The organism is Nitrosomonas oligotropha, from assembly GCF_009833085.1.
Classification (GTDB): Bacteria; Pseudomonadota; Gammaproteobacteria; order Burkholderiales; family Nitrosomonadaceae; genus Nitrosomonas; species Nitrosomonas oligotropha.
This window is the reverse complement of the sequence record NZ_QRBZ01000043.1, coordinates 1-26,861: the sequence shown is the minus strand read 5'-3', so window position 1 is coordinate 26,861 and position 26,861 is coordinate 1. Positions and strand designations below refer to the sequence as shown.

General features: G+C 51.2%; 25 protein-coding genes. 10 read left to right on the top strand and 15 right to left on the bottom strand.

Annotation, left to right across the window (positions count from 1 at the left end):
• The first annotated feature begins 2 nt into the window (after positions 1-2).
• Positions 3-3,194: an efflux RND transporter permease subunit gene (locus ABD07_RS13265; RefSeq protein ID WP_160818690.1), complete on the top strand. Its 3,192-nt coding sequence runs from the start codon at positions 3-5 to the stop codon at positions 3,192-3,194.
• Between the two features lie 50 nt (positions 3,195-3,244).
• On the opposite strand, the gene ABD07_RS13260 is transcribed toward ABD07_RS13265, so the two are convergent.
• Positions 3,245-4,501 (bottom strand): putative Na+/H+ antiporter, encoded by a 1,257-nt coding sequence (locus tag ABD07_RS13260; RefSeq protein WP_160818689.1) that lies wholly within the window; start codon positions 4,499-4,501, stop codon positions 3,245-3,247.
• A 300-nt stretch (positions 4,502-4,801) separates the two neighbouring features.
• Between ABD07_RS13260 and ABD07_RS13255 the strand changes: the two genes are divergently transcribed.
• A complete protein-coding gene (locus tag ABD07_RS13255; protein WP_160818688.1) occupies positions 4,802-6,505 on the top strand; it encodes a sensor domain-containing diguanylate cyclase in 1,704 nt (567 codons plus the stop codon).
• Positions 6,506-6,582: 77 nt separating this feature from the next.
• On the opposite strand, the gene ABD07_RS13250 is transcribed toward ABD07_RS13255, so the two are convergent.
• The 7 genes from ABD07_RS13250 to ABD07_RS13220 all read right to left on the bottom strand — a co-directional run bounded on the left by ABD07_RS13250 (position 6,583) and on the right by ABD07_RS13220 (position 12,988).
• On the bottom strand, positions 6,583-6,783 hold the full coding sequence (locus tag ABD07_RS13250; protein WP_160818687.1) for a hypothetical protein: 201 nt from the start codon (positions 6,781-6,783) through the stop codon (positions 6,583-6,585).
• A gap of 176 nt (positions 6,784-6,959) precedes the next feature.
• Entirely contained in the window at positions 6,960-7,577 is a 618-nt protein-coding gene (gene nudF / locus ABD07_RS13245) for an ADP-ribose diphosphatase (protein ID WP_338040594.1), read from the bottom strand.
• Positions 7,578-7,653: 76 nt separating this feature from the next.
• Entirely contained in the window at positions 7,654-7,884 is a 231-nt protein-coding gene (locus ABD07_RS13240) for a hypothetical protein (RefSeq protein WP_108698029.1), read from the bottom strand.
• 353 nt (positions 7,885-8,237) lie between these two features.
• Positions 8,238-8,672 (bottom strand): glycine zipper family protein, encoded by a 435-nt coding sequence (locus ABD07_RS13235; protein ID WP_108698028.1) that lies wholly within the window; start codon positions 8,670-8,672, stop codon positions 8,238-8,240.
• Positions 8,673-8,925: 253 nt separating this feature from the next.
• On the bottom strand, positions 8,926-9,981 hold the full coding sequence (locus ABD07_RS13230) for a cytochrome-c peroxidase (protein WP_160818685.1): 1,056 nt from the start codon (positions 9,979-9,981) through the stop codon (positions 8,926-8,928).
• A 164-nt stretch (positions 9,982-10,145) separates the two neighbouring features.
• Positions 10,146-12,389: a bifunctional diguanylate cyclase/phosphodiesterase gene (locus ABD07_RS13225; RefSeq protein WP_160818684.1), complete on the bottom strand. Its 2,244-nt coding sequence runs from the start codon at positions 12,387-12,389 to the stop codon at positions 10,146-10,148.
• Between the two features lie 206 nt (positions 12,390-12,595).
• A complete protein-coding gene (locus ABD07_RS13220) occupies positions 12,596-12,988 on the bottom strand; it encodes a DUF4156 domain-containing protein (RefSeq protein ID WP_160818683.1) in 393 nt (130 codons plus the stop codon).
• A gap of 216 nt (positions 12,989-13,204) precedes the next feature.
• Between ABD07_RS13220 and ABD07_RS13215 the strand changes: the two genes are divergently transcribed.
• Entirely contained in the window at positions 13,205-13,768 is a 564-nt protein-coding gene (locus ABD07_RS13215; RefSeq protein ID WP_193566065.1) for a LemA family protein, read from the top strand.
• An 11-nt stretch (positions 13,769-13,779) separates the two neighbouring features.
• A complete protein-coding gene (locus tag ABD07_RS13210; protein ID WP_160818682.1) occupies positions 13,780-14,709 on the top strand; it encodes a GIDE domain-containing protein in 930 nt (309 codons plus the stop codon).
• 20 nt (positions 14,710-14,729) lie between these two features.
• Here ABD07_RS13210 and ABD07_RS13205 read toward each other — a convergent pair whose 3' ends face one another.
• The 7 genes from ABD07_RS13205 to ABD07_RS13175 all read right to left on the bottom strand — a co-directional run bounded on the left by ABD07_RS13205 (position 14,730) and on the right by ABD07_RS13175 (position 20,648).
• Entirely contained in the window at positions 14,730-16,220 is a 1,491-nt protein-coding gene (locus ABD07_RS13205) for a CYTH and CHAD domain-containing protein (protein ID WP_160818681.1), read from the bottom strand.
• A 55-nt stretch (positions 16,221-16,275) separates the two neighbouring features.
• A complete protein-coding gene (locus ABD07_RS13200) occupies positions 16,276-17,094 on the bottom strand; it encodes a polyphosphate kinase 2 family protein (protein ID WP_160818680.1) in 819 nt (272 codons plus the stop codon).
• Positions 17,095-17,215: 121 nt separating this feature from the next.
• Entirely contained in the window at positions 17,216-17,644 is a 429-nt protein-coding gene (locus tag ABD07_RS13195) for a hypothetical protein (RefSeq protein WP_160818679.1), read from the bottom strand.
• 18 nt (positions 17,645-17,662) lie between these two features.
• A complete protein-coding gene (locus tag ABD07_RS13190; RefSeq protein WP_160818678.1) occupies positions 17,663-17,917 on the bottom strand; it encodes a hypothetical protein in 255 nt (84 codons plus the stop codon).
• A complete protein-coding gene (locus tag ABD07_RS13185; protein ID WP_108698019.1) occupies positions 17,904-18,176 on the bottom strand; it encodes a BrnT family toxin in 273 nt (90 codons plus the stop codon). The genes ABD07_RS13190 and ABD07_RS13185 overlap by 14 nt, the downstream gene beginning before the upstream one ends.
• Positions 18,177-18,407: 231 nt before the next feature.
• Complete coding sequence (locus tag ABD07_RS13180; RefSeq protein WP_160818677.1) at positions 18,408-19,385, bottom strand: isoaspartyl peptidase/L-asparaginase family protein; 978 nt, start codon at positions 19,383-19,385, stop codon at positions 18,408-18,410.
• A gap of 93 nt (positions 19,386-19,478) precedes the next feature.
• Complete coding sequence (locus tag ABD07_RS13175) at positions 19,479-20,648, bottom strand: L,D-transpeptidase family protein (RefSeq protein WP_160818676.1); 1,170 nt, start codon at positions 20,646-20,648, stop codon at positions 19,479-19,481.
• 214 nt (positions 20,649-20,862) lie between these two features.
• On the opposite strand from ABD07_RS13175, the gene ABD07_RS13170 reads away from it, so the two are divergent.
• The 6 genes from ABD07_RS13170 to ABD07_RS13145 all read left to right on the top strand — a co-directional run bounded on the left by ABD07_RS13170 (position 20,863) and on the right by ABD07_RS13145 (position 26,644).
• Complete coding sequence (locus ABD07_RS13170) at positions 20,863-21,075, top strand: hypothetical protein (protein ID WP_160818675.1); 213 nt, start codon at positions 20,863-20,865, stop codon at positions 21,073-21,075.
• Positions 21,076-21,103: 28 nt separating this feature from the next.
• On the top strand, positions 21,104-22,009 hold the full coding sequence (locus ABD07_RS13165; protein WP_160818674.1) for a 2-hydroxy-3-oxopropionate reductase: 906 nt from the start codon (positions 21,104-21,106) through the stop codon (positions 22,007-22,009).
• Between the two features lie 4 nt (positions 22,010-22,013).
• A complete protein-coding gene (locus ABD07_RS13160; RefSeq protein WP_160818673.1) occupies positions 22,014-23,468 on the top strand; it encodes an FAD-linked oxidase C-terminal domain-containing protein in 1,455 nt (484 codons plus the stop codon).
• A 5-nt stretch (positions 23,469-23,473) separates the two neighbouring features.
• On the top strand, positions 23,474-24,547 hold the full coding sequence (gene glcE, locus ABD07_RS13155; protein WP_160818672.1) for a glycolate oxidase subunit GlcE: 1,074 nt from the start codon (positions 23,474-23,476) through the stop codon (positions 24,545-24,547).
• Positions 24,548-25,795: a glycolate oxidase subunit GlcF gene (glcF, locus tag ABD07_RS13150; RefSeq protein WP_160818671.1), complete on the top strand. Its 1,248-nt coding sequence runs from the start codon at positions 24,548-24,550 to the stop codon at positions 25,793-25,795.
• A 132-nt stretch (positions 25,796-25,927) separates the two neighbouring features.
• Positions 25,928-26,644: a hypothetical protein gene (locus tag ABD07_RS13145; RefSeq protein ID WP_160818670.1), complete on the top strand. Its 717-nt coding sequence runs from the start codon at positions 25,928-25,930 to the stop codon at positions 26,642-26,644.
• Positions 26,645-26,861: the final 217 nt, after the last annotated feature.

Below are 26,861 nucleotides of genomic sequence, written 5' to 3'. Positions count from 1 at the left end.
TTATGACTGCGATCGTTCGTGCAATGCTTAACCAGCGTTTGCTGGTGTTGATTATTGGGTTGATATTGTGTGCTGCCGGTGTTGGAGCGATTAAAACACTGACTGTGGATGCATTTCCGGATGTTACCAACATTCAAGTGCAAGTGGCTACGGTAGCAATCGGCCGCAGCCCCGAAGAAATGGAGCGCTTGGTGACCGTACCGGTGGAAATTGCCATGACCGGTCTGCCGGGATTGGTCGAAATGCGCTCGATGAACAAAAGCGGATTGTCGCTAATCACGCTGGTATTTACCGATCAGACCGATGTGTTTTTTGCGCGACAGTTAGTGATGGAACGCATTATAGATGTCACGCCACGTTTGATACCCGGCATCACACCGGTGCTTGGACCCGTTTCTACCGGTCTGGGTGAAGTTTATCAATATACGATTGAACACCCGGATGATGGTAAGCGAACGTTAACCGAAGAAGAATTGATGGAGCGGCGCACTGTTCAGGATTGGGTCGTGCGTCCGATGCTACGCTCTATCCGAGGGGTAGCGGAGGTCAATTCTATCGGAGGACATGTCAAGGAATACCAAGTGTACGCCGATCCGAATAAGCTGCGGCACTACGACCTGACGTTGACCGATGTGAATCGCGCTTTGGCGAGTAATAATGCCAATGCCAGCGGCAACATATTGTCATTGCAATATGAACAATATCTGATTCGCGGCGTGGGCCTGATTGCCAGTTTGGAAGATATCCGCAATATCGTACTCAGAGAAATGGACGGCGTACCGGTTTATGTGCGTGACGTTGCACATGTGACCTTTGGCGGGGAAGTGCGCCAGGGCGCTAGCATCAAGAACGGTGACACGGAGTCGGTCGCTGGTATCGTGATGATGTTGCGCGGTGGTAATGCCAAGGAAATCGTCGGTCGGATCAAGGAAAGAGTCAAAGAGATTAATGAAGGCGGGATCCTGCCCGGCGGCTTGCAGATCGTACCGTTTTACGATCGTACCGATCTGGTCGATGCCGCATTAGGTACGGTGCAAAGCACCTTGATAGAGTCCTTAATTCTGGTAATTGTAGTGTTATCGCTTTTTCTCGGTACCTTGCGCACCAGTTTTGTCGTGTGTTTCACGCTGATTATCACGCCGCTGATTACTTTTCTGGTGATGAATCATTACGGCATGCCTGCCAATTTAATGTCACTCGGCGGATTGACCATTGCGCTCGGTATGATGGTCGATCCGACGGTGGTCGTGGTTGAGAATATTTATCAGCGCTTGGGAGAAGCCAAAGACACCGGAAAATCCAAGTTCAATGTAATCGTGGATGCGACAGCTGAGGTGGGTACGCCGGTTATTTTCGGCTTAATCGTTACCGTGCTGGTATTTCTTCCGTTGATGACGCTTGAAGGCATGGAAGGAAAAACCTTCAGTCCATTGGCGGTGACGATTTCGATTTCGTTGTTTATCGCGTTGCTGGTATCGCTATTGCTGTCACCCGTGTTGTGCGACTATCTGCTAAAAGGCGGCAGCGAACAAGACACCAAAATCATCGCTGTGATGAAAAATGCCTATCTGTACATTTACGATTTGGCAAGCCGCAATCAGAAGAAAACCATGATCATCGCAATTTCCGCACTGATAGCAGCTTTTGCACTGTTTCCGTTACTCGGCAAATCGTTTATTCCGATCATGAAGGAGGGGTCTATCACTCCGGTGATTATTCGCGCCCCGTCGATTTCTTTGGACGAAGCCATTAAAATTGAAACGGAGGCCATGAAAGCGATTGCCGCGATCCCCGGTGTTAAATCGGTCGTTTCCAAACTGGGCCGCGGCGATACGCCTGCCGATCCGGCCTCGCAAAACGAATCCGATCCGATTGCCAATCTCGATCTGATTGGATCGGGCCGCACCCAGGCGGAAATCGAAGAGGATATCCGTAAATCGCTGACTGTGCTGCCGGGCGTCAATATCGTGATTTCGCAGCCTATTGCGCAACGGGTGGATGAGATGGTTACCGGGGTGCGCTCGCAAGTCGCGGTAAAAATCTTTGGTGATGACCTGGAAGAATTACGTAAATTGTCCGAACAAGTCGCGCGTATCGTCAAATCTACCCGTGGTGCCCGTGATATCCGTATTGAGCGCTTGTCAGGACAGCAGGAATTAACCATCAATATCGACCGTCGTGCGATTGCCCGTCATGGCCTGAATGTATCGGATGTCAATGAAATGATTGCCACTGCCGTGGGTGGCAAAGCAGTCACCCAGGTTTTCGAGGGAGAGCGGCGTTTTACGCTGTTGCTGAGATTCCCGGAAGAGTTCCGCCATGATGTGGAATCTATCAAGGAATTGCTGCTCAGACCGGCCATTGATGGCGCACGGGGTGGAATGGGAGCCGGCGGCATGCTGGTGCCGCTTAGTGCGGTTGCGGAAATTAAAGTAATCGATGGTCCCGCGATTATCTCGCGCGAGTTTGCTAAACGCCGTGTGGTTGTCGGCGCCAATGTGCATGAACGCGATCTGGGCGGTTTTGTCGCTGAGTTACAGCAGCGGACTGCTAAAGAAATTAAATTACCACCAGGCTACTATTTTGCCTGGGGCGGGCAGTTTGAAAACATGGAACGTGCGATGGCGAAACTATCGATCATTGTACCGATAACGTTAGCCGCAATTTTCTTCCTGCTGTTCATGCTATTTAACTCGATCAAAATGGCTATACTCATTTATCTGGCACTGCCGTTTGCATCGGTCGGTGGAATAGTCGGGCTATTTGTAACCGGTCAATACTTATCGGTACCAGCATCGGTAGGTTTTATTGCCGTGTGGGGGACGTCCATTTTGAACGGTGTGGTGCTGATTTCATTTCTACGCGAGTTGCGCGAGAAAGGTTTCAGCGTGCAAGAAGCTGCCAGAAAAGCCTGCGCGCAACGCTTTCGCCCCGTCATGATGACAGCTGCTACAACGGTGCTTGGTTTGGCGCCCTTTTTGACAGCAACAGGGCTGGGTTCCGAAGTGCAAAAGCCGCTCGCAATCGTAGTCATATTTGGATTAATGACCGCGACGGTGATGACGATGGTGGTAATGCCGATGATTTATCGCTGGTTTGACGATATGCCGGATAAGAAAAATGAACCGGAACAGAATCAGCCGGAACCGCTACCTTTAGTGGATACTTTGCAAAGCCCGGCCAAAGAAGCTTAATTCCCTTTTGATAAACAGCGCTGCAAGATGGTTTGCAGCGCTGTTTTTATTTAGAGTACGCGAAACGCAATGATAGTTACTATGGTTGGCGGCAGTGCGGCGATTAATAAGCCCAGCGGATGTATGGATTGCTCATGAAATTTGCCTTTTAGAATCGCAAAGCCCGCCGGATTCGGCGCATTGGCAATAACTGTCAACCCGCCTCCGGTTACCGCACCGGCAACCAATGCGATTTTGAACTCCTCACTGAGTCCTTCAACCAGTGAACCCAGATAAGTGAGCGCGGCATTGTCCGTGACGGCAGTTAATGCCGTAGCGCCAAAAAAGACCGCGGTATCATCCATTTCCAGTAACAATGGTTGCAGCCACCACTGTTGTTGCCCGCCCAATACCACCAATCCTCCCAAGAAGAAAGCAACCAGCAGCGCCTCACGTAAAATCAATGGACTTTGATACTGCTGATAGGCGGCAGTAAATCCCAGGAAGAACAGGAAAATGCCCATAAATGCTGCAGGATGGTGCGCGAACAATACAACCAGTGCAAGAAAAATGATATGTATCAATACCACCGGTACAGGAGTTTGCGATGCTGCGACTGTGTCCTTCTGACTGACATGTCCGAGCTCGTGGCGGAATAACCAGGTTACCGCAAGCGCATTGACAGCAACGGCCAATGCCGCTTTCCAGCCGAAAGTTGTCATCATAAACCAGATATCCCAGTTCCATTTTCCGGCTACCATCAATACCGGTGGTGCGGCAAAGGGTGTTAATGTGCCACCGATTGAGATATTGACAAATAACACACCGACCGTGGCATATTTCAAGCGAGTCGATACTTCCTTGCTGAATAAGGTGTCGCGTAGCATCAACGCTGCCAGAGTCATGGCGGCAGGCTCAGTAATGAATGAACCGAGCAGCGGGACAAAGGCCAGCAATAGAAAGTACATTGCTGTGCCGGTGTTTACCGGCAAAACAATGGCCGCGCTTCGAACAGAGGCCGCCGCAAAATCCAGAATCGGGCGCGTTCCGGCAATCACCATAATGACGAATACGAACATCGGCTCGGTGAAATCACGGGATTCGAGGTAAGTTATGGCTTCCTGTTGCCCGTTTGCAGCGAATATAAAGAGGATCAAGACCATCGCCCAAAAACCGAACACCACTTCCACTTCACCCAGCAAATGCCAGATACCGGCGTGTTGCGGCTGGCGATGCGCCAGATGTTCAAAGAATTTGGTTGAGAAGGTGTGAATGATCGCCAAAGCGAATAACGCCGCGGCGATGAACTGTATAGTAGTTGGATTCATCGTAATGATTATAAATAGTCAGGTATACCGTGAAGATAACATGCTTTTGTTACAGCATAATCAAACTTTTTATAACCCGAAAAAAATGCTGGATACTTTTGCGTCTGTTGGGTTTGTAGAGTCTGCAGGAAATGAATGGTTTATGGATACGAATTTTTTCGTATCGTGGAGAAGGGGTATAATCTGCAATTTTTATAGATTGTAATTTACTATCGCTCCCTTCGGCATAATGAGGCTACTCTGTGTTCAATCCGCGTGCTATGTATTTATCCCATCCTTAACCGTCACAACGAGTGTTTCATGAAGAACCTATTCGCACTGTTAATCATGATGCTCATGTCAACGTTCGGGAGCTGGTCGGCGCATGCTGAAATCGATGTGGCGGCGGAGTACAAGGAAGCGATCGGTCAGCATATCCGGGTTTATCAGGATAAAGATACTCGTTGGGGCATGCAGGATGCCCTGGTAGCGTATCGAGACAGCCGGTTTGCACAGTCCGCCAATTCCGTCATCAATTTCGGGATCGGTGCAAAACCGGTATGGCTGGCATTTAACGTCAGAAACGATGGACAAAACGCGGTGCGCCGGAATCTTCTGTTGGAAAATTCCTGGCTGGATAAAGTCGATATTTATTTTTTACAGCAGGACGAGCTGACCGGCAGCTATCATACGGGAGACAGTTTGCAATTTTCCCAGCGTCCGCTTGATCACCGGTTTTTTGTCACCGGTCATGATTTTAGCGCCGGTGAGACGACTGTGTTGATCCGGGTGGAATCCGATGACGACATGGTTTTGCCGCTTTATTTCATCAGCAACGAAGCGCTGGCGGATAGAAATCAATGGCAAGCGTACAGCTATGGTTTCATGTACGGCGTGATTCTGGCTTTGGTTGCTTACAATGTGATGCTTTATGTTGGATTGCGCACCAGCCCGTATCTGTTTTATTCGCTCTATCTGCTGTTCTTTCTGCTGTTGAACACCGCTTATACCGGTCATGGTTATCAATGGTTGTGGCCGGAATCGCCGCAATGGCAAAAATGGGCCAATCCGGTATTGATTATGGCTTGTACGGTAAGTGGATTTGCATTCGCATTGCAATTTCTCAATATCAAAACTGCTTGGCCCCGTGTATATCGCTTTATCATTGCCAGCTCGGCTGTTTTTTGCGCGCTCATGTTGTTGGCGATGTTGGCTGGTGAGTTTGTCGTGTCGTTGCTGGTAGCGCTGGTGTTCATCTTCTTTTTCTATATTTCTTCGATCGTGCTGGGCGTCATTTCACTGCAAGCCGGTAATCAATTCGCCAAGTATTTTCTGCTGGCGTCTATTTTTACGATATGCGGCGGTGCGATTACCGCCAATGCTGTCTGGGGATTGATTCCGTTTAACGAATGGACTTACCGGGCGACCGATATCGGCATGATGATGGACGCCATTTTACTGGCGCTGGCATTGGCCGAACGCTTTAATATCAATCAGAACGAGAAATTGCTGGCGGAGAAAATGGCCGGTATCGATTCGTTGACCAATCTGAATAACCGGCGGTCTTTTTATAAGTATGTTCAACCGATCTGGGCCATGGGGTTACGCAGCAAGAGCAGCACCTCCGTCATCATGCTGGATATCGACAATTTCAAGTTGCTCAATGACACGTACGGTCATGCCCTGGGGGACCGGGTTTTGGTGCAACTGGCGGAAACATTGCAGAAAGAAGCGCGCAGCGGGGATATCCTGGCGCGTTGGGGAGGCGAGGAGTTTCTGGTTTTTCTGCCGGAAACCCGTTTGGCCGATGCGATTGCCATTGCGGAACGGATGCGTAACAAAATCAACGCGATTCAACTGACAAGCGTCAAAGGTGAAAAGCTTTTATTTACCGCCAGTTTTGGCGTCGCCCATACCTTCGTGACTAACGTATCGCTGGATGAGTTGATTTCCCAAGCGGATCAACAGCTTTACCGCGCCAAGAAACAGGGACGTAATTGCGTGTGCTCGGATCAATCCGATTGAGGATAAAGGCATTACGGAGGTGAAACGCAATCAGGCTGTTTCACCGTCAATGCGGATCCTCGGCGTGATCGCAGCGCTTACTGCAATTTCTGAGGATCCGCTACGATTTCATCGTCCTCATCCTCGGCATCAAGTTCATCACAGCTTTCTTCCAATTCGTCAATCAATCCCACGATCCGGCTATCTGGAATCATGCCATCGGCTAATACGCTGTCATCATCAATATCCGCAGGATCAGCGTTATCCTCATCATCAAACGAAAGTCTTTTCAATGCCACGGCAAACCTCCTTGCGATGTGGGTTGAATACGCAATCATTAGAACATATGACGGTGTAGTGGAAAGGAAGGATTAGAAAGGGTTCTTTGTAACAATTCCGGGCTTTGGAAAGCGTATTCGGAATAGAGGCTAATGGCGGTTTTGTCGGGAGTCCGGATGATGTCAGCGCGGCGCCGCTAAGTTACGGAGACCGGTTGCGATAGCCACTGGGTTCGCACTTGCTCGCGATTCAACGCCAGCCACTGTAATGCAATGATGGCGCTGGCCGAATTGATTCGGCCCGATTGTAGAAAGGTGAATGCAGTATCCAGCGGAACGACATGCACTTTGATGTCTTCGCCTTCTTCGGGAGAACCATGAATACCACCGGCTTTTGCCGCATCGGCCCGGCCGCAAAACAGGGCAATGCGTTCGCTGGTGCCGCCGGGGCTGACCAGGAAGTCGCACACCGGGAGCAGATCGGTGATGATGCAATCGGCTTCTTCGACGCTCTCGCGTTTGACCACATCCTGTGCTGTTTCACCGCTTTCGATCATGCCGGCGACGATTTCCAGCAGCCATGGCCCGCCCGGTGCGGTCAGTGCGCCAACGCGGAATTGTTCAATCAGGATCACTGCATCGCGGATCGGATCATACGGCAGGACGGCAGCGGCATGGCCGCGCTCGAACAGCTCACGGCTCAGCGGGCGGCTCCAGCCGCCATTGAATAGCCGGTGACGCAACCGGTATTTTTCTATCCGGAAAAAACCTTCAAAACAAATCGTTTTCTCTAAAATTTCTACATCTGCACTCACAGCGGCTTGTCCCATGCGGAAAAATTGTCATGCTGCGCGCGCTATGCCGCAGGCTGTGCTATTGCAGCGGCTAGAGCTAACGCAGTCCCAACGTATCGAGTGTCACATCGTCATCGTCGTCCAAATCATTTTTGACGGTATCGAATTCGTTATCGTCAAATTCATCTTTGGCCGTTTCAAATTCATCAATTATTTTTGCAAATTTTCCGGGCGGTATTTTGCTGTCCGTCAGAACATCATCCTCATCATTCAAACTATCAATAGGATAGATACCATCGTCGTCATCGAAAGAAAGTTCTTTAATCATTGCCATTACCTCCATGTCAGTATTTTTGAAGATATGCTATTGATAACAGACCCTGCCGCTGAAACAATTAAAGATCACCCGGGGTTTTTCCCGGTAATTCTGAGGTTTGAATAATATTCGTCAAAAAATCATTTACTAAGCGACGCTTCCTGATTGTAAATATACGCTATTTGATTTTTCCTGGCGGAAAAAGTTTGCTGATGAAATAGCGCTACTGGGATTGAGTATGGCGGTTATTCCGGTTTATGTAATGCGGGACAGTATAGTTTAATGAGCCTGCCGCTATCCGGAATAGGCGTGCAACCCGTGGACGAAGAAACAAGATGCTACGCAGTATTGCTCATCGTTTCCGGTTATTGCCAGCCGGTCACCTCATAGCCTTTTTCTTCCAGGCAGCGCGATACAAAATTGGCATACGCCTGGCTGGGTTGTGAGGAGGATCTCGAAGAAAACAGAATCCCCCGCAATAATCCTGCAACCGCGCCACTGGCTGCGCCCACTAAAGAGCCTTGCCCGGCCGCACCGTATATCGCCCCGCCTGCTGCGCCGCTTGCCGCCCCCACACCGGCTCCCATTGCGGTGCTGGTGGCCACATTACCCAACTGGCCGCCGCCTTCCTTGGCGCCGGCGGATTCAGCCATTTTTCTGCAAACTTCAATATCTTTTTCAGCAGCTGATTTGCCGACAGATAGAAAATGCGTGTTGGGATATATAACAGGCCCGGTGCTGGAGCAAGCCGATAAGCCCAGAAAGATTGATCCCGCGATCAACGTTATCCCCAATTTCATTGTTTCACCTCCGGTTGAAGAAATAATACTGACTGAGTGGATAGTATAGCGGTTATGGTGCGCACTATTCTGCAAAGAAAGCAGCTGGCGGGTGGAACATGGCCGATGCGGATTGAAAATTGCCGAGAGGAGTTTGAGGAAACTGAATTGCGATGAAACTGGGTGTGGTCACTAATGCGGTGAAAATGCCGCTGCCTATTCATCTGGCAGCGGCATCCGTCAAGTTAGACGATAACAATCAAACGTTGTGGTTTTATTTGCTATCTTTTGCGGTTAAAGCACCCAGGAAGGCTTTGACATCCTCGACGAAACCAGGACCCACTTTTCGTCCGAGCTGATGTTCCGCCATTTCTTCGATGGCTTCGTCCAATGTTTTGACCGAACCGTCATGAAAGTACGGTGCTGTTTTGGTAATGTTTCTGAGACTGGGCACTTTAAATACTTTTTTGTCGGTTTCTAATCCGGTGACAGCAAATCTACCGACATCGGATGTTTTGTATTCTTCGACAAGACCGATTTTTTTATAGGAATTGCCGCCGATGGCCACGCCGTTATGGCAATTAGCGCATCCCATATGAACGAATTTTTGCAAGCCTCTTTTTTCGGCATCATTCAACGCATTCTCATCGCCTTTGAGAAAATCGTCAAAGCGTGATGGCGTGATCAGCGTGCGCTCAAAAGCGCCGATGGCTTTACCGACATTTTTGTATTGAATCGGATCTTTTTCATCTTTGAACGCTTCGGCGAACATGGCTTTGTATTCATCGATTTTTTTCAGTTTATCGACCACCGCAGCTTCATTCGGCATGCCCATTTCGATCGGATTCAGAATCGGTCCCAGCGCCTGCTCTTCAACGTCTTTGGCGCGTCCATCCCAGAATTGCGCGATATGCAGCGCGGCATTGAACGTGGTGGGAGAATTTCTGCCGCCGCGTTTGCCTTCATGACCCGGTGACGTCGGTTGGCTGTCGACACCGAAATTGTTCAGCTGATGGCAGGAATTACAGGAAATGGTGTCGTTCACTGACAGCTTGGGATCGAGATACAGTTTTTTGCCCAAGGCGATTAAAGCAGCATGCTTCTTTTCGTCGATAATCGATGCGGGCAGGGGCTCGAAGAATTGTTTTAAGGTGGCTTTATCGAGTTTGTGGTGGCCGCCGTGCATCATGCCGCCCATCCCATGATGGCCGTCATCATGCATTTCGCTATGATGGTCGTCTTTTTTTTTCGCATCGCCCTGATGATCATGCCCGCTTTGAGCATAACTGTATGAACTTACTATGAATGCCAGGAATAAAAATATTTTCATATGACCTCCAAAAAATTAACATTAGCACTTTGATCGATTTTATTGAATAAGCAAAATGCTTAATTGCAGACAATTACTTACAGGAGAAACGTTTTTTTATCTTTCTTATCCGGTTTTCAGCGGAATCGCTGAAGGACGGAGACGTGATACTAGCGGATTTGGTTCTATTGTAGAAGGAGTGTTTCAAATTTATCGGCAGTCATCGGCTTGCTGAAAAAGTTACCTTGTCCGAAATCGCAACCCATAGCAGTCAATAATTCTTTTTGCATATCCGTTTCGACGCCTTCGGCAATGACCTTCATGCCCAGGCGGTGCGCCATGGTAATAACCGCCTCGCATAGAATTCTATCGTTCGATTTGCTGTCCAGATTGGAAATGAACGAGCGGTCGATCTTGAGATAATCGATATCGAATTTTTTCAGATAGGACAGTGAGGAATAACCCGTGCCGAAATCGTCGATGGCCACCTGAACACCCGCATCGCGGTAACTCAATAATTGTTTTACCACCAATTCGTGCACATCGAGCAGCAAGTTTTCGGTAATTTCCACAATGATACTTTGTCCGTCCAGGCCGCGTTCGTTGAGATGGTTGACCCAATCGCTCATTTTGCTGATGAATTGCTTGGGCGACTTATTGATGCTGATTTGAAAACCGGCGTTGAAGTTGGTCTGCCAGAGGGCAACCTGGTTGACCGCTTGCTTGAAAACCCAATCGCCGATGTCGGTGATGAGATTGGTTTCTTCCGCGATACTAATAAATTCCCCCGGATACACCGTGCCCCGTTCCGGGTGTTGCCAGCGGATCAAGGCTTCGGCTTTGTAGACATTGCCGGTCGACAGTTCCACGATCGGTTGATACAGCAAATACAGTTGCTGATCGCGCAACGCGCTGCGCAATTCGTATGCGGTTCTGGAACGGATTTCGGTTGCCGCGCGCATATTCGATGTGAAACAGCTCCAGCAGTTACGGCCATTGTTTTTGGCGGCATACATGGCCTGGTCGGCATTCTTCATCAATATTTCAACGGTATTTGCATCGTTGGGAAAAAACGTCGCGCCGATACTCGCGGAAACATACGCTTGCTTGGTATTGAGATGAAACGGTTTGGCCAATTCCAGCAAGATCATTTGAATGATCTTTTCGGCGCTGCGTTGTTCGTTGATGCCGTTCAGTATGATGGTAAATTCGTCCCCGCCCAGGCGCGCCACGGTATCGGTTTCCCGCACGCAACTGCTTAACCGCTTCGCGGCCTCCGCCAGCAGCGCATCGCCCACGCTGTGACCCAATGAATCGTTAACTTCCTTGAAGCGGTCGAGATCGATAAACAACACGGCCAATCCCGCGCCGATCCGGGCTGCATTTTTGATGTCATGGTTCAACCGGTCGTAGAACATATTGCGGTTCGGTAATCCGGTCAGCGAATCGTAATTGGCTTGCCGCCAGATAATCTCATCCGATTTTTTCTTGCTGGTGATATCCGAAAAGTTGATCAGGTAATAGCTGATCCGGCTGTCCTTGCCGCGTACCGGAATGATATTGAACCACGCAGGATACTCCCGTCCCTGTTTATGCCGGTTCCAGACTTCGCCGTGCCAGTGGTTATGCTGCTTGACGCTTTGCCAGATTTTCTGAAAAAAATTGCTGCCGTGCCGGATGGATGTGACGATGGTTACAGATTTTCCGACGATCTCTTCATCCACATAACCGGTTATTTTGTGCAGCGCCTTGTTGGTCGAGATGATGATCTTGTTGGCATCCGCGATCATGATCGCTTCGGTGCTGTTTTCAAAAACCTTGCTGGAAAGATATAACTGCTCGTTGACTTTCTTTTGTTCCAGTGCGATTCCGATAATGAATGAACCGATTTCCAGCAGTTTGCGGTGAAAAGTGCTGGGTAAGCGATGTTCAAAACTGGACAGCGCAAACGATCCGATGCATTCGCCGCCTTTGCTGCGCACCGGCATGGACCAGCAGGAAAGGATATTGAAATCGATGGCTAATTGGCGGATGTTCTGCCAGCGCGGATCATCGAGCGTGCTTTCGACAAAAACCGGTTCCTGGCGAAAAACGGCATTGCCGCAGGAACCGGCTCCCGGTCCCGGACGCAGGCCATTGAGCTGCACAATGCACGCTTCGGGAACACTGGGGGCGGCAAATACATTCATGCATTGCTTTTCCTTGTCCAATAGCATGACCGACGCCACCGCGTTATCCAGCAGTTGCTCCATCAGCAAGCAGACTTTCTCGCAAATTTCCTTGTAGTCATTTCCCAGTACCACCAGCTGAAGAATTTCTTGTTGAAACTGGAGGATCCTGCCCTGTTCGGTATTGGTCAGGTCGAAATAATTGGTCGGCGCAAAAATCTGCCCATATAAATCCTTGTTCACAGAAATATTCTTACTCATTCGCGGTTAGCATTGCCAGTAAGGTTTCATGAGAGATTCACAATGGATTGAATACCGGATAGGACGTCAATAAATGAACTGAGTTGGTCGGAATTATACGATACATTACTCACATGCTCAAAAACTTACTGCTGGGATAATAACTTACATTTATCCATGTATGCATATCGCCGTATGAAAATATTTTTCAGCGGATTGTTTCCGGATTATTCGCAGCGATACGCATTACCGACAAATATGATTTCCTTGGGGGCACCGGGAATCTCATATTTTCCTGAATTATTCGATTTAATGATATGCACGGTATTACCACCCAATGCTTTCGCTTCATTTCTTAAATTGTTGCGGGCTTTCATCAACCGGTCAACATACGGGGTATTGTCTTTTGCGGCTTCACTTTCATGCGAAGAGCCCCGGACTTTACCAAGCAACTCGCATCCGTCTGGACCGTGTTCACCGACCACCATCGTGATGGTTTTAGTTTCTTCCGGTTGCGCCGGAGTATCGCTCGTTTGTGCCACAGCTCCGGTACAGCCCAGGATGATTGAAACGAACACTGCTGCTTGGGTCAACGGGTTTAATTCTTTGCAAACACTCATGGATGACTCCTGATACCTACGGATTGTATTCTTAAAGCCGGTTAGCATAGTGAAGCGCAGTACGGCCCGTCAATAGCATTCGTCGAAGCTCAGCCGGATAATGGCGGCAATAAGAGGAAATGAAGCCACTCACGGCATCTTTTCAAGCGGCTTCCCGGATTATCGTTACTGTATATTGCAGGAATGTAACTAACTGGAGGTGTGACGTTGGATATCATGATTTATATTTCCCTGGCCGGATTGGCCATTGTGTTCGTGTACGGCGTTATGCTGTACAACAGTCTGGTGGATATTAAGCACAGCGTATCGCAGGCATGGTCGAATATCGATATTCTTTTGAAGCAGCGCCATGATGAACTGCCCAAGCTGGTGGAAACTTGCAAGCAGTATATGGGTTTTGAACAGGAAACGCTGAAGCAAGTGATCGCAGCGCGTTCGCAGGTTGCTACCGCGCGCGAGACCGGTAATATCGGCGCGCTGGGCGCGGCGGAAAATATGCTGCGCATGGGATTGGGGAATCTGTTTGCGGTGGCGGAAGATTATCCCGAATTGAAAGCCAGCGAGAAATTCCGCCACTTGCAGACGCGCATCAGCGGATTGGAAAACAGCATCGCCGACCGCCGCGAGTATTACAACGAAGCGGTCAAAATCAACAATGTGCGCATCGAACAATTCCCCGATGTCATCATCGCCAATTGGTTTAAATTCAAACCGCGCGATCTACTGGAATTCAGCGATGCCGATAAGCAGGATGTCAATATCGGTAAGCTATTCGGTTGAATTGGGGGCGCATGAATCAAGTACTGGCTGACATTCCGCCGCAGGATTATCCCTATGTGCTGGGTGCGGTGATCGTTGCGGCATTGACCAGTTTCTATTTTTTTATGCATAACTGGAAACGGCTGCGCATCATTGAGGACACGCCGACCGCTAAATTACGCTCGGCGCATCAGGGTTATGTTGAACTGGAAGGGAAGGGGCAATTCATCGGTGACCGGCCGATTTACGCGCCGTTATCCAATCACCCGTGTCTTTGGTATCGCAGTGAAATTGCCCAGCAGGAAACATTTACCGAAAGAGGCCGCACGCAAACACGCTGGAATGTGGTGTACACCAACACCAGCGATCACCGCTTCAGGCTCACCGACGGTGCCAGCAGTTGCTATGTCGATCCGGAACAGGCGGAAATCAACGGTGTCGAGAAACTGGTGTGGTACGGCAATAGCGAATGGCCAACTCGGACGCAAATACTGGAAAGCCAATCGATCGTTCATGCCATGACCAACAACTACCGCTACACCGAGTGGCTGATACTGCCCGGCCAGCCGCTGTACATATTGGGGCAATTCAGCACCTGGTCCGCGACAGCACAGAAATCCATGCGGGATGTGATGATCAATGTGATCAACGATTGGAAAAAGGATCAAGCTGCGTTGCGGGACCGGTTCGACAGCAACAAGGACGGCAACATCGATCAGCAGGAATGGGAAGTGGCGCGATCCGAAGCGCGCGCCGCAGCGCAGCAGATTCACGATGAACTGGCGCTGGAGCCGGATACCAGCATCATGGCTAAACCAAACAATTCATCCCGGCCTTTTATTATCTCGATGTATCCGCAAGCCTTACTGGCACAGAAATACCGCCGGAGCGGCTACGCTGCTTTGGCGGCGTGCATCGTATCGATCTGTGCTGCCGCTTGGCTGGTGCATGTGCATGGATGATGCGTTTAGTCGCTATGCCACTAACGCCAGAACAGTTTGGATCGCGCCAGGCGGTGCCACAAGGCCGGGGATAACCGTGGGTGCCGCGCCGCTTCGGACGCCAATACGCCACTGAGGCGGCCAAGCTCAAAGCCGAGTGCGGCGGATTTATGCGGTAGTTTGTGCAGTAATTGCAGCGCGATTCGCCGGTCGTTCTCGATTCCCAATTCGCTTTGTAAAGCGGTCAAGGCGGTCAAGAATCGATTCGCCCGTTTTCCGTACAGCGGTGCAAACGCTTCCACGCAGTAACGCATCTTTTTGGCGGCGATGCGTGCGAAGTGGCGTTCGGCCGGATTCAGCCGGGCAAAACCGCGACAGCATTTGCGCAGCTTCTGCCAGCGTTTCTCCAGTACGGCTTCAGCCCATGTTCCGGTCGTGCGCATGTGTTCAGTGACCGGTGCTATCAAAAGACTGCGGCCGATGTCGAGCATGAGCTGGGTGAACGCCGCTTCCAGCAATAACGCTTGCGCTTGCTGCCGCGCCTGCGCAGCGGCATTGTGCAGCAAATCCAATGCGGTTTCGGAGAAGGCGGTATTTTCTGCTGACGCCGTCAGAACGGGCAGGATGCCGGGTAAGATCTCCTGGTGAAACACATCCCAATCACGCGCTGGGTTCAGTGCATGTGTCAATGCGCGTAACGGTTGTTCCCACGCGGGTATTTCCTGATTCAGCGATTTCGCCAATTGCGCACCGGCACGCAAACGGCGCAACGCGATGCGCAGTTGATGCAGATACTCAATGTCCTGTGCCTGTTCGAGAAAGCCGGGTACGTTGGCGGATAATTGCACCAGCGCCGCCTGCACCATGGCATGCCATACCTCACCCGCCGGTTGATCATGGCCGATGCCTGGGCGGATGGCTTTGACCGGGCTGGGACTAAGCGCGCCGCACAGGATGTAACCGCGTTCCGCTTTGCTGCGCGGTTCGATGTGCAACGGTGCTTGTTGCAGCAACTGCGTTGCAATGTCGAACAAAAATTCCGCCGGACCGGACTTGAGTTCGATTTCCACTTCGCAGATATCGCGCGATAACTCAGCGGCGAAGATTTTGCCGCTATCCAACGCCACTTCGGCTTGCGCGGCGCTATCGCCGATTTGCCACGTTGTGCGGCGGAATTCAGTGGTGAATACCGCTGTGATGTGTTTGAATTTGATACCGGCGAGCAGATCCAGTGCCGCTTGTGGCAATGCGGAGAAATCCGGATGACGGCCATTCGCGACTTCCATTTCCCACTCCGGGCGGCTCGTCAACGCGCCGACCGATTGCGCCTCGGCTTTCAGCGTCTGAATCCATTGATCACCGGCCTGACGCACGCGCAACGCGATACCTCGCTGCATCAAATCGAATTCCGGCGTATCGAAGTAAATGCTCAGTAACGTGCGCTGCTGCGGAGCAACGGCGTGCAGCAAGGGATGGCGCCGGATCCGGCTGACATTACGCGGATGCAAGGCCAGCTTGAGCTCAATTTCCATACAATGCTCCCGTTAGGATGACGCTGAACAGCCAGCGGCCGAAGCGGATACTTTACTACTCAATCTTCAAGGTATCAAAGTTGATGCCTGCCGGTGCTTGCGGAGTTTTGAGTTTCATTCCTTCCAGCGCTTGCACGACGTGGTGTGCGATGACCAGATTGCGATACCATTTGCGGTTGGCCGGCACGATATGCCAGGGCGCGCGCTCGGTGCTGGTGGCCGCCAGCATGGCTTCAAACGCTTCGATATAGTTTCCCCAGAATTTGCGTTCTTCGATATCGCCCTCGTTGAATTTCCAGCGCTTTTCCGGATTATTGATCCGTTCCTCCAGCCGCTTTTTCTGCTCATCTTTTGAGATGTGCAGGAAAAACTTCAGAGTAACCGTGCCGTTTTCGGACAATAATTCCTCGAATTCCTTAATCTGGTTAAACCGTTGTTGCACTACCTTGCGCGATATCAGCCCATGCACGCGGGTAATCAGCACATCTTCATAATGCGAGCGGTTGAAAATACCGATCTGGCCTTTTTCCGGGGCTTTTTGATGCACGCGCCACAAAAAATCATGCCGCAATTCTTCCGCCGATGGCGTTTTGAACGTCACCACTTTGCAGCCCTGTGGATTGATGCCGGACATCACATGCTTGATCGTGCCGTCCTTCCCGCTGGTGTCCATGCCTTGCAACACGATTAACAGTGCACGGTTACCATTGGTGAACAAACGCTCTTGCAGTTCATCCAATTTACCGATCAATTTTTCCGTCACGGCTTTGGCTTTTTCCTTGTCTTGCGCGGATTTCTCGAAATCGCCGGTATCGTCAGGATCGTAGTGCCCCAGATTGAGCTTGCTGCCGGGTTTTACTTGGTAGTTTTTCATTTTTTTCAAAGATTAATTTGCTTAATTAATTCTTGGTTGGAGTATGGCTGCATTTAAAAAAGCATTAAGTGTATTTCGCCTGGCAACGTGATATGAAACATCTGGATCGTAGTTTCTCGGATTAAATCCATGGGTTCTCATAGATAGTTCGCCGTAGAATGCGTACTGCAAAAAAAGCCATTTCTTCAAGCTCCTTTTCGATTTGTTCGGAATGTTCCAGCAATGAGTAATCTTCCCATGGCTCATCGATGTGAACCCATTTGTTTCGATATTTTCGGAGTGTATGAAGATCAGTCTTCAAGTCACAGTGAATATTGGCTTGATTGATGAGTTCGACTAACCGTTCCTTTCCAGTAACTGAATGTTCTGAGCGGAGATAAGTTTCGATGCCAGAGACTACGGTTAGTATAGAAGCTAGATGAGCGCCATTAACGAAAGCAACATCGGCTTCACGAATGATAAAAACACACCATTCCGAGAGAATTACTCCACCCTTTAGAAACTCATCATCAAGAGCGACAAGATGTAGCCAGCGCTCGTTTTCTTTCATGACAGCTAACGTGCAAATTTAATCGGTATTCTCCGCTTTAAGGCGCATTCTAGTTGAACGGCGTGTTATACGTGCTGTTTTCTCAGTCAATGCCAATAGCTCCGTCAAGGCTTCGTTTACTGCTTTCGACGTGGGAAATGCTTTTGCCACGTCTGGTTCCAGCAGTACGACTGACGTACCTTTGGCAACTTCAGCAAAAAACTTTCCTCGTTCCAATGTCGCAAAATCGGAACGTTTATAGCTTTTTCGCATATCTTCCTTATCCTTCTTCATAGAGTTTCCTTTCCCCTCGTGTCAGGCGGCGTGCGCTAATAATTCGAATCATACCCGGCCGGTAAGTGTGGCAGACTGCCAGCAAACGGCCAAGTTTGGAACAACCAAACGTAATGTATCGTTCTTCTGCGATCGAATGATCGGGATCCGGGCCCGATACAGCATGAGGATCGAGAAAAATCGTGGCTGCTTCGTCAAATGAAACACTGTGTTTTCGACGATTGGCTTCCGCTTTCTTTGAATCCCAGTCAAATTTCATGGCCGATTAGCACCTGACTCGTCATGTATCGCTTAATACTGTTGATATTATAGTATTTTGAAATGGACGGGCCCATATATTGAGAATAAGCGTACGATCCCGGTTTGAAAGGCTGTAAGGTATTCCGGTCCAGTCCGTTAACCGGTGCGATGCTGAATAAAATAGACGGGGAAAATGCAACATCGCATTGCTGCGATCACGGAACGTGAAACCGGCTGATTGCCGGAGTTATTAAGAAATCGGATCTGCCGGGAAAACGCCCGTCCGTGCGATGCCATCGTCACCGATGGCGCCACGATACATGCCGCTGGTGTTGAAGCGCGCCGCGAAATTGCCTGCTGCGTTTAGTACGATCAAACCGCCATCGCCGCCGAGCGTGGCAATTTCCGCAAGCGTACGATCGGCTGCTTCGGCGACCGGAATCTGCTGTAACCGCACTTGTGCGGCCGTGTTGAATGCCGCCGCGGCGCGGATGAATATTTCCCCGCTGCCGGTTGCGGATACCGCCACCGAGCGATTGTCGGCGTAGGTGCCCGCGCCGATGATGGGCGAATCGCCGACGCGTCCGTAGCGTTTGTTGGTGAGTCCGCCGGTCGATGTACCGGCAGCCAGATTGCCGTAACAGTCCAATGCCACGGCACCGACGGTTCCGTATTTTTCATCTCCGTTGGGCAGTGGCGCGCTGGATTCCATATCGTGATCGCGCACCACCTGTTCTTTCGCAATGGCCTTTTGTAACTGATCCCAGCGGTGTTGCGTATAAAAATAGGCGGGATCGACGATTGTCAGGCCCTGTTCGGCAGCAAAAGTCTCGGCGCCGTGGCCGATCAACATCACATGCGCACTGTTCGTCATCACCGCATGCGCGGCGCGGATCGGATTGCGGATCGAAGTGACTCCGGCAACGGCTCCGGCCATGCGCGTAACGCCTTCCATGATTGAGGCATCCAGTTCGTTACGGCCTTCGTGACTGAATACCGCGCCTTTTCCGGCATTGAACAACGGCGAATCTTCCATCACCACGATCGCGGCAATCACCGCGTCAACGCTGCTGCCACCGGCTTTCAGCACGGCGTGCCCTGCGGTCAGCGATTCAGCCAGCACTTGCCGGTAAGCCTGTTCGCGCTCCGGCGTCAACCTGCTACGCGAGATCGTGCCCGCGCCGCCGTGAATGACGAGGCGGATGGGTGAGCTATTTGTGCTGGTCATCGGTATTCAGAAGGTCTCAGTGTAATTGAGATGATGGGAAAGGAAGGAATGGCCATCGTTCCCCGGCAAGGTTTGTGAATGTAAAACGCAACGTCATCGAATCCGGCTGGAATCCTCGTTCGCCATCTCCAGCAAGTCGTTTGCGGTCAATTGTCCCGCCATGTTGCCATCCCAGGTGGCGTTGAACGGCAACGTGTTTTGTACCAGTTTGGCGCGATCCAAATAAGCGTGCAGCGTTATTTCCGGTTGCGTGATGGGGATGGCAATGGCGCGCGGGTTGCGCGTGACTTCGGTAAGCAGCGCCTGGTTGATCTTGGCTTGACGCCGTGCGTCGCGCTTACCTTTGGGCGTTGTACGCACAGTGCTTAGCGATTTCTTGAGCAGATTGGCGTGATTGCGTTTGTCGTCTTCCAGGATGGGGTAAGCTTGCAAATACAACTGATTGCCGCGCCAGCCGAGCAAACGCGGTTGATTGACAATGCGAATCGGCGTGCCGACGGGGACATCGCGGTAAATGCCGACGATGTCTTCCGGGTACATGCGCAGACAGCCGTGACTGCCGCGCAGGCCGATGCTGGGCGGTTTGTCGGTGCCGTGAATGGCGTAGTTCGGCCAATCCAGTTTCAATACATGCGTGCCCATCGGGTTATCCGGCCCCGGCGGTACCACGGCGGGCAACGGATCGCCGTTTTTGGCGTGCTCGCGGCGGATCGAAGGTGTCGGAATCCAACTGGGATTTGCCGTTTTCGACGCGACGCGCGTCATGCCTTCCGGCGTTTTCCATTCCACCCGGCCAATGCCGACCGGATGCGTAATCACTTTTTGCGGCTTGCCGGGCTTGGTCTTGGGAAAATAAAACAACCGCATCGCCGCAAGATTGATCACAACACCCTGGCGCGGCGCATCCGGCAGCACAAACTGGGTGGGAATTACAATCCTAGTGCCCGGTTTCGGTAACCACGGATCGATGCCCGGATTGGCACTGACGATTTCTTCGTAGCCAAGGTTGAAACGCCGCGCGATGTCGGACAACGTATCGTCCTTGCCCGCTGTGATGACTTGCACCGAACCGACCACATCGTCGCGCGCCGGATCGAAACTGAACTCATGACTGGCGACTGGGATGGGCAATGGCTTCACCGCAGGTACGGGTGACGCCGCTTGCTGGGTTGGAACCGACTGGCAACCGGTGAGGAACAGAAGACCGGCACAAAAGCCACCTATGAGGCCACCGCGGAACCATAATAAATATTTTTTATGCATAATAATCAAAAGGATCGTGAAACTTGAGCGTGATCGATGACGGTCAATTTACAAGATTTCTCACGATGACACAACCATTAACCATAACAAATCAGGATATTCGTAGAGTCATTTAAAGTATTGGCTGAGGGGTTGAAAGTACGCCGAATGCTACCTGGGATCATCGATTCAAACATTAATTTCGAGTGGATAGCAACTTTTTTGACCGGAAAAATTGATTGCCAGTATGATTGCTGGTTTGAAAAAATTCTTTTCACCGAGCGACGGCTCGGCTCGGTTGAACAAGGATGGTGGCAACTGCAACTGCCGGGTGATTCGGAGCGGTTCGCGGGTCAGCGAATCGCAGGGCTTGCGATCTACTTTCCGTGGCAGGGTCGACACCGATGTTGCCGACGACCTGGGTTTTCGTGCCGTCAGGGATTTTTGACCAATCTTTTACTTTTCTTTTATAAAAAATGACCACTATCGGTTTTATCGGTCTCGGCATCATGGGCAAACCTATGGCCGGACATTTGATCAAGGGCGGGTACCGTCTGTTTTTGCAGTCGCGCAGCGGGGTGCCTGCGGAATTGATCGCATTGGGCGGCAGTGCCGTATCTTCGCCCGAAGAGGTGGCGCGGCATGCGGATATCATCATCACCATGTTGCCGGATACGCCGGATGTGGAAAAAGTGTTGTTCGGCGAGCGTGGTGTTGTGGCGGGTTTGCAGTCCGATCCCGACCGGAGCCGGATCATCGTCGATATGAGTTCGATTTCGCCGCTGGCGACGCGTGAATTTGCTGCGCGGTTGAATGCGCTCGGGCACGAGTATGCCGATGCGCCGGTGTCGGGGGGCGATGTCGGTGCGCAAAATGCCACGCTGACGATTATGGCCGGTGCGAGCAAAACGGTGTTTGACCGGATTCAGCCGATTCTGGAATTGATGGGCAAGAGCGTGACGCATATTGGCGACGTGGGTGCTGGACAGGTGTGCAAAGTCGCCAACCAAATCGTGGTGTCGTCGGCGATCGAAGCGGTGGCCGAGGCGTTGTTGTTCGCGTCCAAGGCCGGTGTCGATCCGGCCAAGGTGCGGCAAGCGTTGCTGGGCGGATTTGCTGCGTCGAAGGCGCTGGAAGTGCATGGGCAGCGCATGATCGAACGGCGTTTTGAACCGGGGTTTCGCATCGAATTGCACCATAAGGATTTGAATATCGCGCTGCAAAGCGCTGCCGAACTGGGCGTGAGCCTGCCAAATACGGCGGCGGTGCGCGAATTGTTTTCCGCATGTCTCGCGCACGGCGGCGCAAAGTGGGATAATTCCGCCATTGTCAAAATGCTGGAAAAACTGGCCAACCACGAAATTCAAAAACAGCCTGAATAATCACATGCCTTCTCAAGAACTGGTCAATAAACTGCGGGCTTTTTTACCGCCTGAAGCGGTGTTGCACGAAGCCGAGGATTTGAAACCGTACGAATGCGACGGTTTGTCGGCTTACCGGCAATTGCCGATGATCGTGGTGTTGCCGCAGAGCGAAGAGCAGATCGTTAAAGTTTTGCAGCTTTGTTATGCGACGAAAACACCTGTTGTTGCAAGAGGCGCCGGGACCGGTTTATCGGGCGGGGCGTTGCCGCATGCCGAAGGCGTTTTGATGTCGCTGGCCAAATTGAAGCAAATCATCGCTATCGATCCCTTAGCGCGCACCGCGCGCGTGCAACCTGGCGTGCGCAATCTGGCGATCAGCGAGGCAGCGGCGCCGCATGGTTTGTACTATGCGCCGGATCCTTCGTCACAAATCGCCTGTTCGATCGGCGGTAACGTCGCGGAAAATTCCGGCGGTGTGCATTGCCTGAAATATGGTTTGACCGTGCATAACATTCTCAAATTGCGGGTGTTGACGATGGACGGCGAGTGCCTGGAGATCGGCGGCGATAGCCTGGATAGCGCGGGTTATGACTTGCTGGCGCTGATGACGGGCTCCGAAGGCATGCTCGGCATCGTCACGGAAATCACCGTCAAGCTGATTCCCAAACCGGAAAAAGCGCAATTGGTCATGGCGGCGTTTGACGATGTGCAGAAGGCCGGTAGCGCGGTGGCGAATGTCATCGGCGCGGGTATCATCCCCGCCGGAATGGAAATGATGGATAAGATTACGATTCATGCGGTGGAGGAATTCTTGCACGCCGGTTATGATTTGGCGGCGGAAGCGATTTTATTGTGCGAATCCGATGGCAGCACGGAGGAAGTGGCGGATGAGATCCAGCGGATTTATGCCATCATGCAGCACAGCGGCGCGACCAACATCAGCACGTCACGCGATGAAGCAGAACGGCTCAAGTTCTGGGCCGGGCGTAAAGCAGCCTTTCCCGCGGCGGGCCGGGTTTCGCCGGATTATTACTGCATGGACGGCACCATTCCGCGCAAGCATTTGGCCGGTGTGCTGCGCGGCATCGAGGAGCTTTCGCAAGCCTATGGGTTGCGCTGCATGAATGTGTTTCATGCCGGGGATGGTAATTTGCATCCGCTGATTTTGTACGATGCGAATCAACCGGGCGAATTGGAAAGAACCGAGGAATTCGGCGGAAAAATACTGGAAATGTGCATTCATGCCGGTGGCACGATCACCGGAGAGCATGGTGTGGGAATGGAGAAAATCAATCAAATGTGTTCGCAATTCGGAACCGGAGAGCTGGCCATGTTTCATGCCGTGAAAGCGGCGTTTGATCCGGCGGGATTGTTGAACCCCGGCAAGGCCGTTCCTACTTTGCACCGCTGCGCGGAATTAGGGGCGATGCATGTGCATCGCGGTGAGCAGAAATTTGCCGATTTGCCGCGTTTTTGAATGCCATGCCGATTACGATCGATCAATACCAAGCAATTATTCGCGCCGCGGCTGAATCTAAAACCCCGCTGCGGATACGCGGCGGCGGTACTAAGGATTTTTACGGTAATCCGGCGAGAGAAAAAAACAGCACGTTGCTGGATATGACCGGCTACAGCGGTATCGTCGATTACGAGCCGACCGAGCTGGTAATCACAGCACGCGCCGGAACGCGGCTGGCGGATCTGGAAGCTGCGCTCGATCAGCATGGTCAGATGCTGGCGTTTGAGCCACCGTATTTTGGTGCAGCCGCCACGCTGGGAGGTTGTATTGCCGCCGGTTTATCCGGCCCGCGCCGTGCTGCGGCCGGTAGTGTGCGCGATTTTGTGCTGGGCGTGCGCATGCTCGATGGAAAAGGCGAGGATTTGCAGTTTGGCGGACAAGTCATGAAGAACGTCGCCGGTTACGATGTTTCTCGATTGATGACGGGATCGATGGGCACACTCGGTGTGTTGCTCGAGGTTTCACTCAAAGTTTTACCCAAACCGGCAGCCGGATTGACGCTGCGCATGGCCATGGATGAAGCGGCTGCGATCGAAAAAATGAACCAATGGGCGGGTAAACCGCTGCCGGTATCCGCGACTTGTTATATCGATGGTGAGCTGTTTCTTAGACTCTCCGGCGCCGAACCGGCGGTGCGCGCGGCACAAGTGAAATTGGGCGGTGAAACGCTGAAAGACGATGATATTTTTTGGCGGTCGGTGCGTGAACATACGCATGACTTTTTTCAACCGGACAAACCGCTATGGCGTTTATCGATCAGATCGACAGCACCGCCTTTGCTGTTGCCGGGAAAACAATTGCTGGAATGGAATGGCGGTTTGCGCTGGCTACACACCGATGGGGGCGAAGACGCTGAAGCTATTCGTGTCGCCGCAAAAGAAGCGGGTGGTCACGCCACGTTGTTTCGTCACAATCGGTCAGGTATTTCCGTGTTCCATCCTTTACCTTCGGGCATGATGAAAATTCATCGCGCGCTGAAAGAGAAATTTGATCCATCAGGGATTTTCAATCCCGGACGGCTTTATTCCGAGATTTAAATGCAAACCAAGCTTGCTGATTTTATAAGAAATTCTCCACAAGGCCAGGAAGCCGATGCCATTTTGCGCAGTTGCGTGCACTGCGGCTTCTGCTTGGCGACTTGTCCGACGTATCAGATTCTGGGCGATGAACTGGATAGTCCGCGCGGGCGTATTTATTTGATGAAACAGATGCTGGAGGGGCAACCGGTTACGCAAAAGACCCAATTGCATCTGGACCGGTGCCTAACCTGCCGCGCTTGTGAGACGACATGCCCGTCCGGTGTTCGCTATGGCGCATTGGTGGATATCAGCCGTGGTATTGTTGAAAAACAGGTGAAGCGCAGTGCCCGGACTGAGGTATTACGTTTTACATTGCGCAAGATATTGCTCAATGCACTGGTATTTAATACTTTGTTCAAGGCAGGTCAGATCGTGCGGCCTTTTTTGCCGCACAGCTTAAGAAGAAAAATTCCAGCCAAACTCAGCTCCGCTAAAGCGTGGCCTGCGGTACGTCATACCCGCACAATGCTGGTGCTGGATGGATGTGTGCAACCGGCGCTGGCGCCTAATATTAATGCCGCCACTGCGCGCGTGCTGGATCATTTGGGTATTTCGTTAATGAAGGCTGAGAATGCCGGGTGTTGCGGGGCCGTGACTTTTCATCTGAATGCGCAGCAGGACGGGCTTGATTACATGCGCCGCAATATCGACGCCTGGTGGCCATGGGTGGAGCGGGAGGAAGCCGAAGCGATTGTGGTAACCGCCAGCGGTTGCGGTGTGACCGTGAAAGAATATGGGCATTTTTTGCAGCATGATCCGGTCTATGCCGGGAAAGCCGCTAAGATATCGGCGTTTACCAAGGACATTGGCGAAATCGTTCATGCGGAATTGGATAAGATCGAGCAATTGCTTTCTCAACAGCCTACCCATGCTGGAAAGACCAAATTGTCGTTTCATTCTCCTTGCACGCTTCAGCATGGCATGCAGATTCGCGGCGTGGTCGAGAAAATTCTGCACAGCGCCGGTTTTGATTTGACTGTTGTGCCCAATGCGCATCTGTGTTGTGGCTCGGCGGGCACTTATTCAATCCTGCAGCCGGAGCTTTCACAGCAGTTGCTGAAAAATAAAGTGACAGCATTGGAATCGGGTAAGCCCGATCAGATAGCTACTGCGAATATCGGTTGTTTGATGCATTTGCAGACCGGCACTGCATTATCGGTCAAGCACTGGATTGAGCTTCTGGATGAGCGGTTATCCAACAGCTGAACGGCGAAAAGTTTTTATTTCGATTAATATTCTAAATTTTTTGTTATACAATCCTTGGCTAAGTTGTTCGGGTGAAATTTCTGGGCATACATAAATGAGTAATAAGCATATAGATAATCAATTGGAGAAAATATGAAGGTAGTTTCTAAAAGTAGTTGGGTAGCAAAATTTGGCGGTGCAGTATTGGCATCTTTTATAGCACTGCCGTCATATGCGCAGTTAATGCTCGCTCATGAAGGCCATCACGATGCTGGCGGTTGTACGATCAAAACCGGCGAATTCCCGGTAACATTCAGTGCTTATGAAGTACCGGAAGGCGGCATACCACCGATGCATTCATTCTGCGAGAATCTGCCGAAAACCGGTAAAGTCAATTTGACCATTGAATTACCGCATGAAGCACGCGAAATTCCTTTGGCGGTTCGTTTGGTTAAGGACGGACATGAAGGACATGGCGCCAAGGCAGCCGCACCGGCTGAGCAGAAAGCAGCGGATGCAGGTGATCATGCAGGACATGAAGGAATGAATCATGACGAGCACGCGGGACATGCTGCTGCAGAACATGGTTTGGTTTATATGCCCGCGCAAAAGCATAACTCAGGAATCATTGTGGTAGCAGCCAATATCCAGGAAATAGGCCAGTACGCAATACAACTGGAAAAGAAAGACGACGCAGGTAATGTCAAAACAGTCGTTAAAATTCCATTAGGCGTTGGTAAAGGCGGCGGTCATGGCAGTCATGGCGGTGGTCTTGGTGTGATGGAAATTGCTGTGTTGGTTATAGTTGCTGGCGGTGGCGCTGCATTCTATTTTGTGCGCCGCAAGAAGGCATCGGAAGCTTCAGCTTAAACTGGGGCTAGGTTTTTTTATCGGTGAAAGCCGGATCACACTATTGCACTGCTTAGGTTATGGTTGAATCAAGCAGTGCAATTTGATTTTCTGAATCAAAATCAGCGAATAAGATTAACACCGATTATTCCTACGTTACCATGTCAGCTAAAATCCCTTGACAGTGCTGAGGTGACTAAGTAGTCTAGGGGAGTGTTTCTGCCTGAGGGTAGAGGGG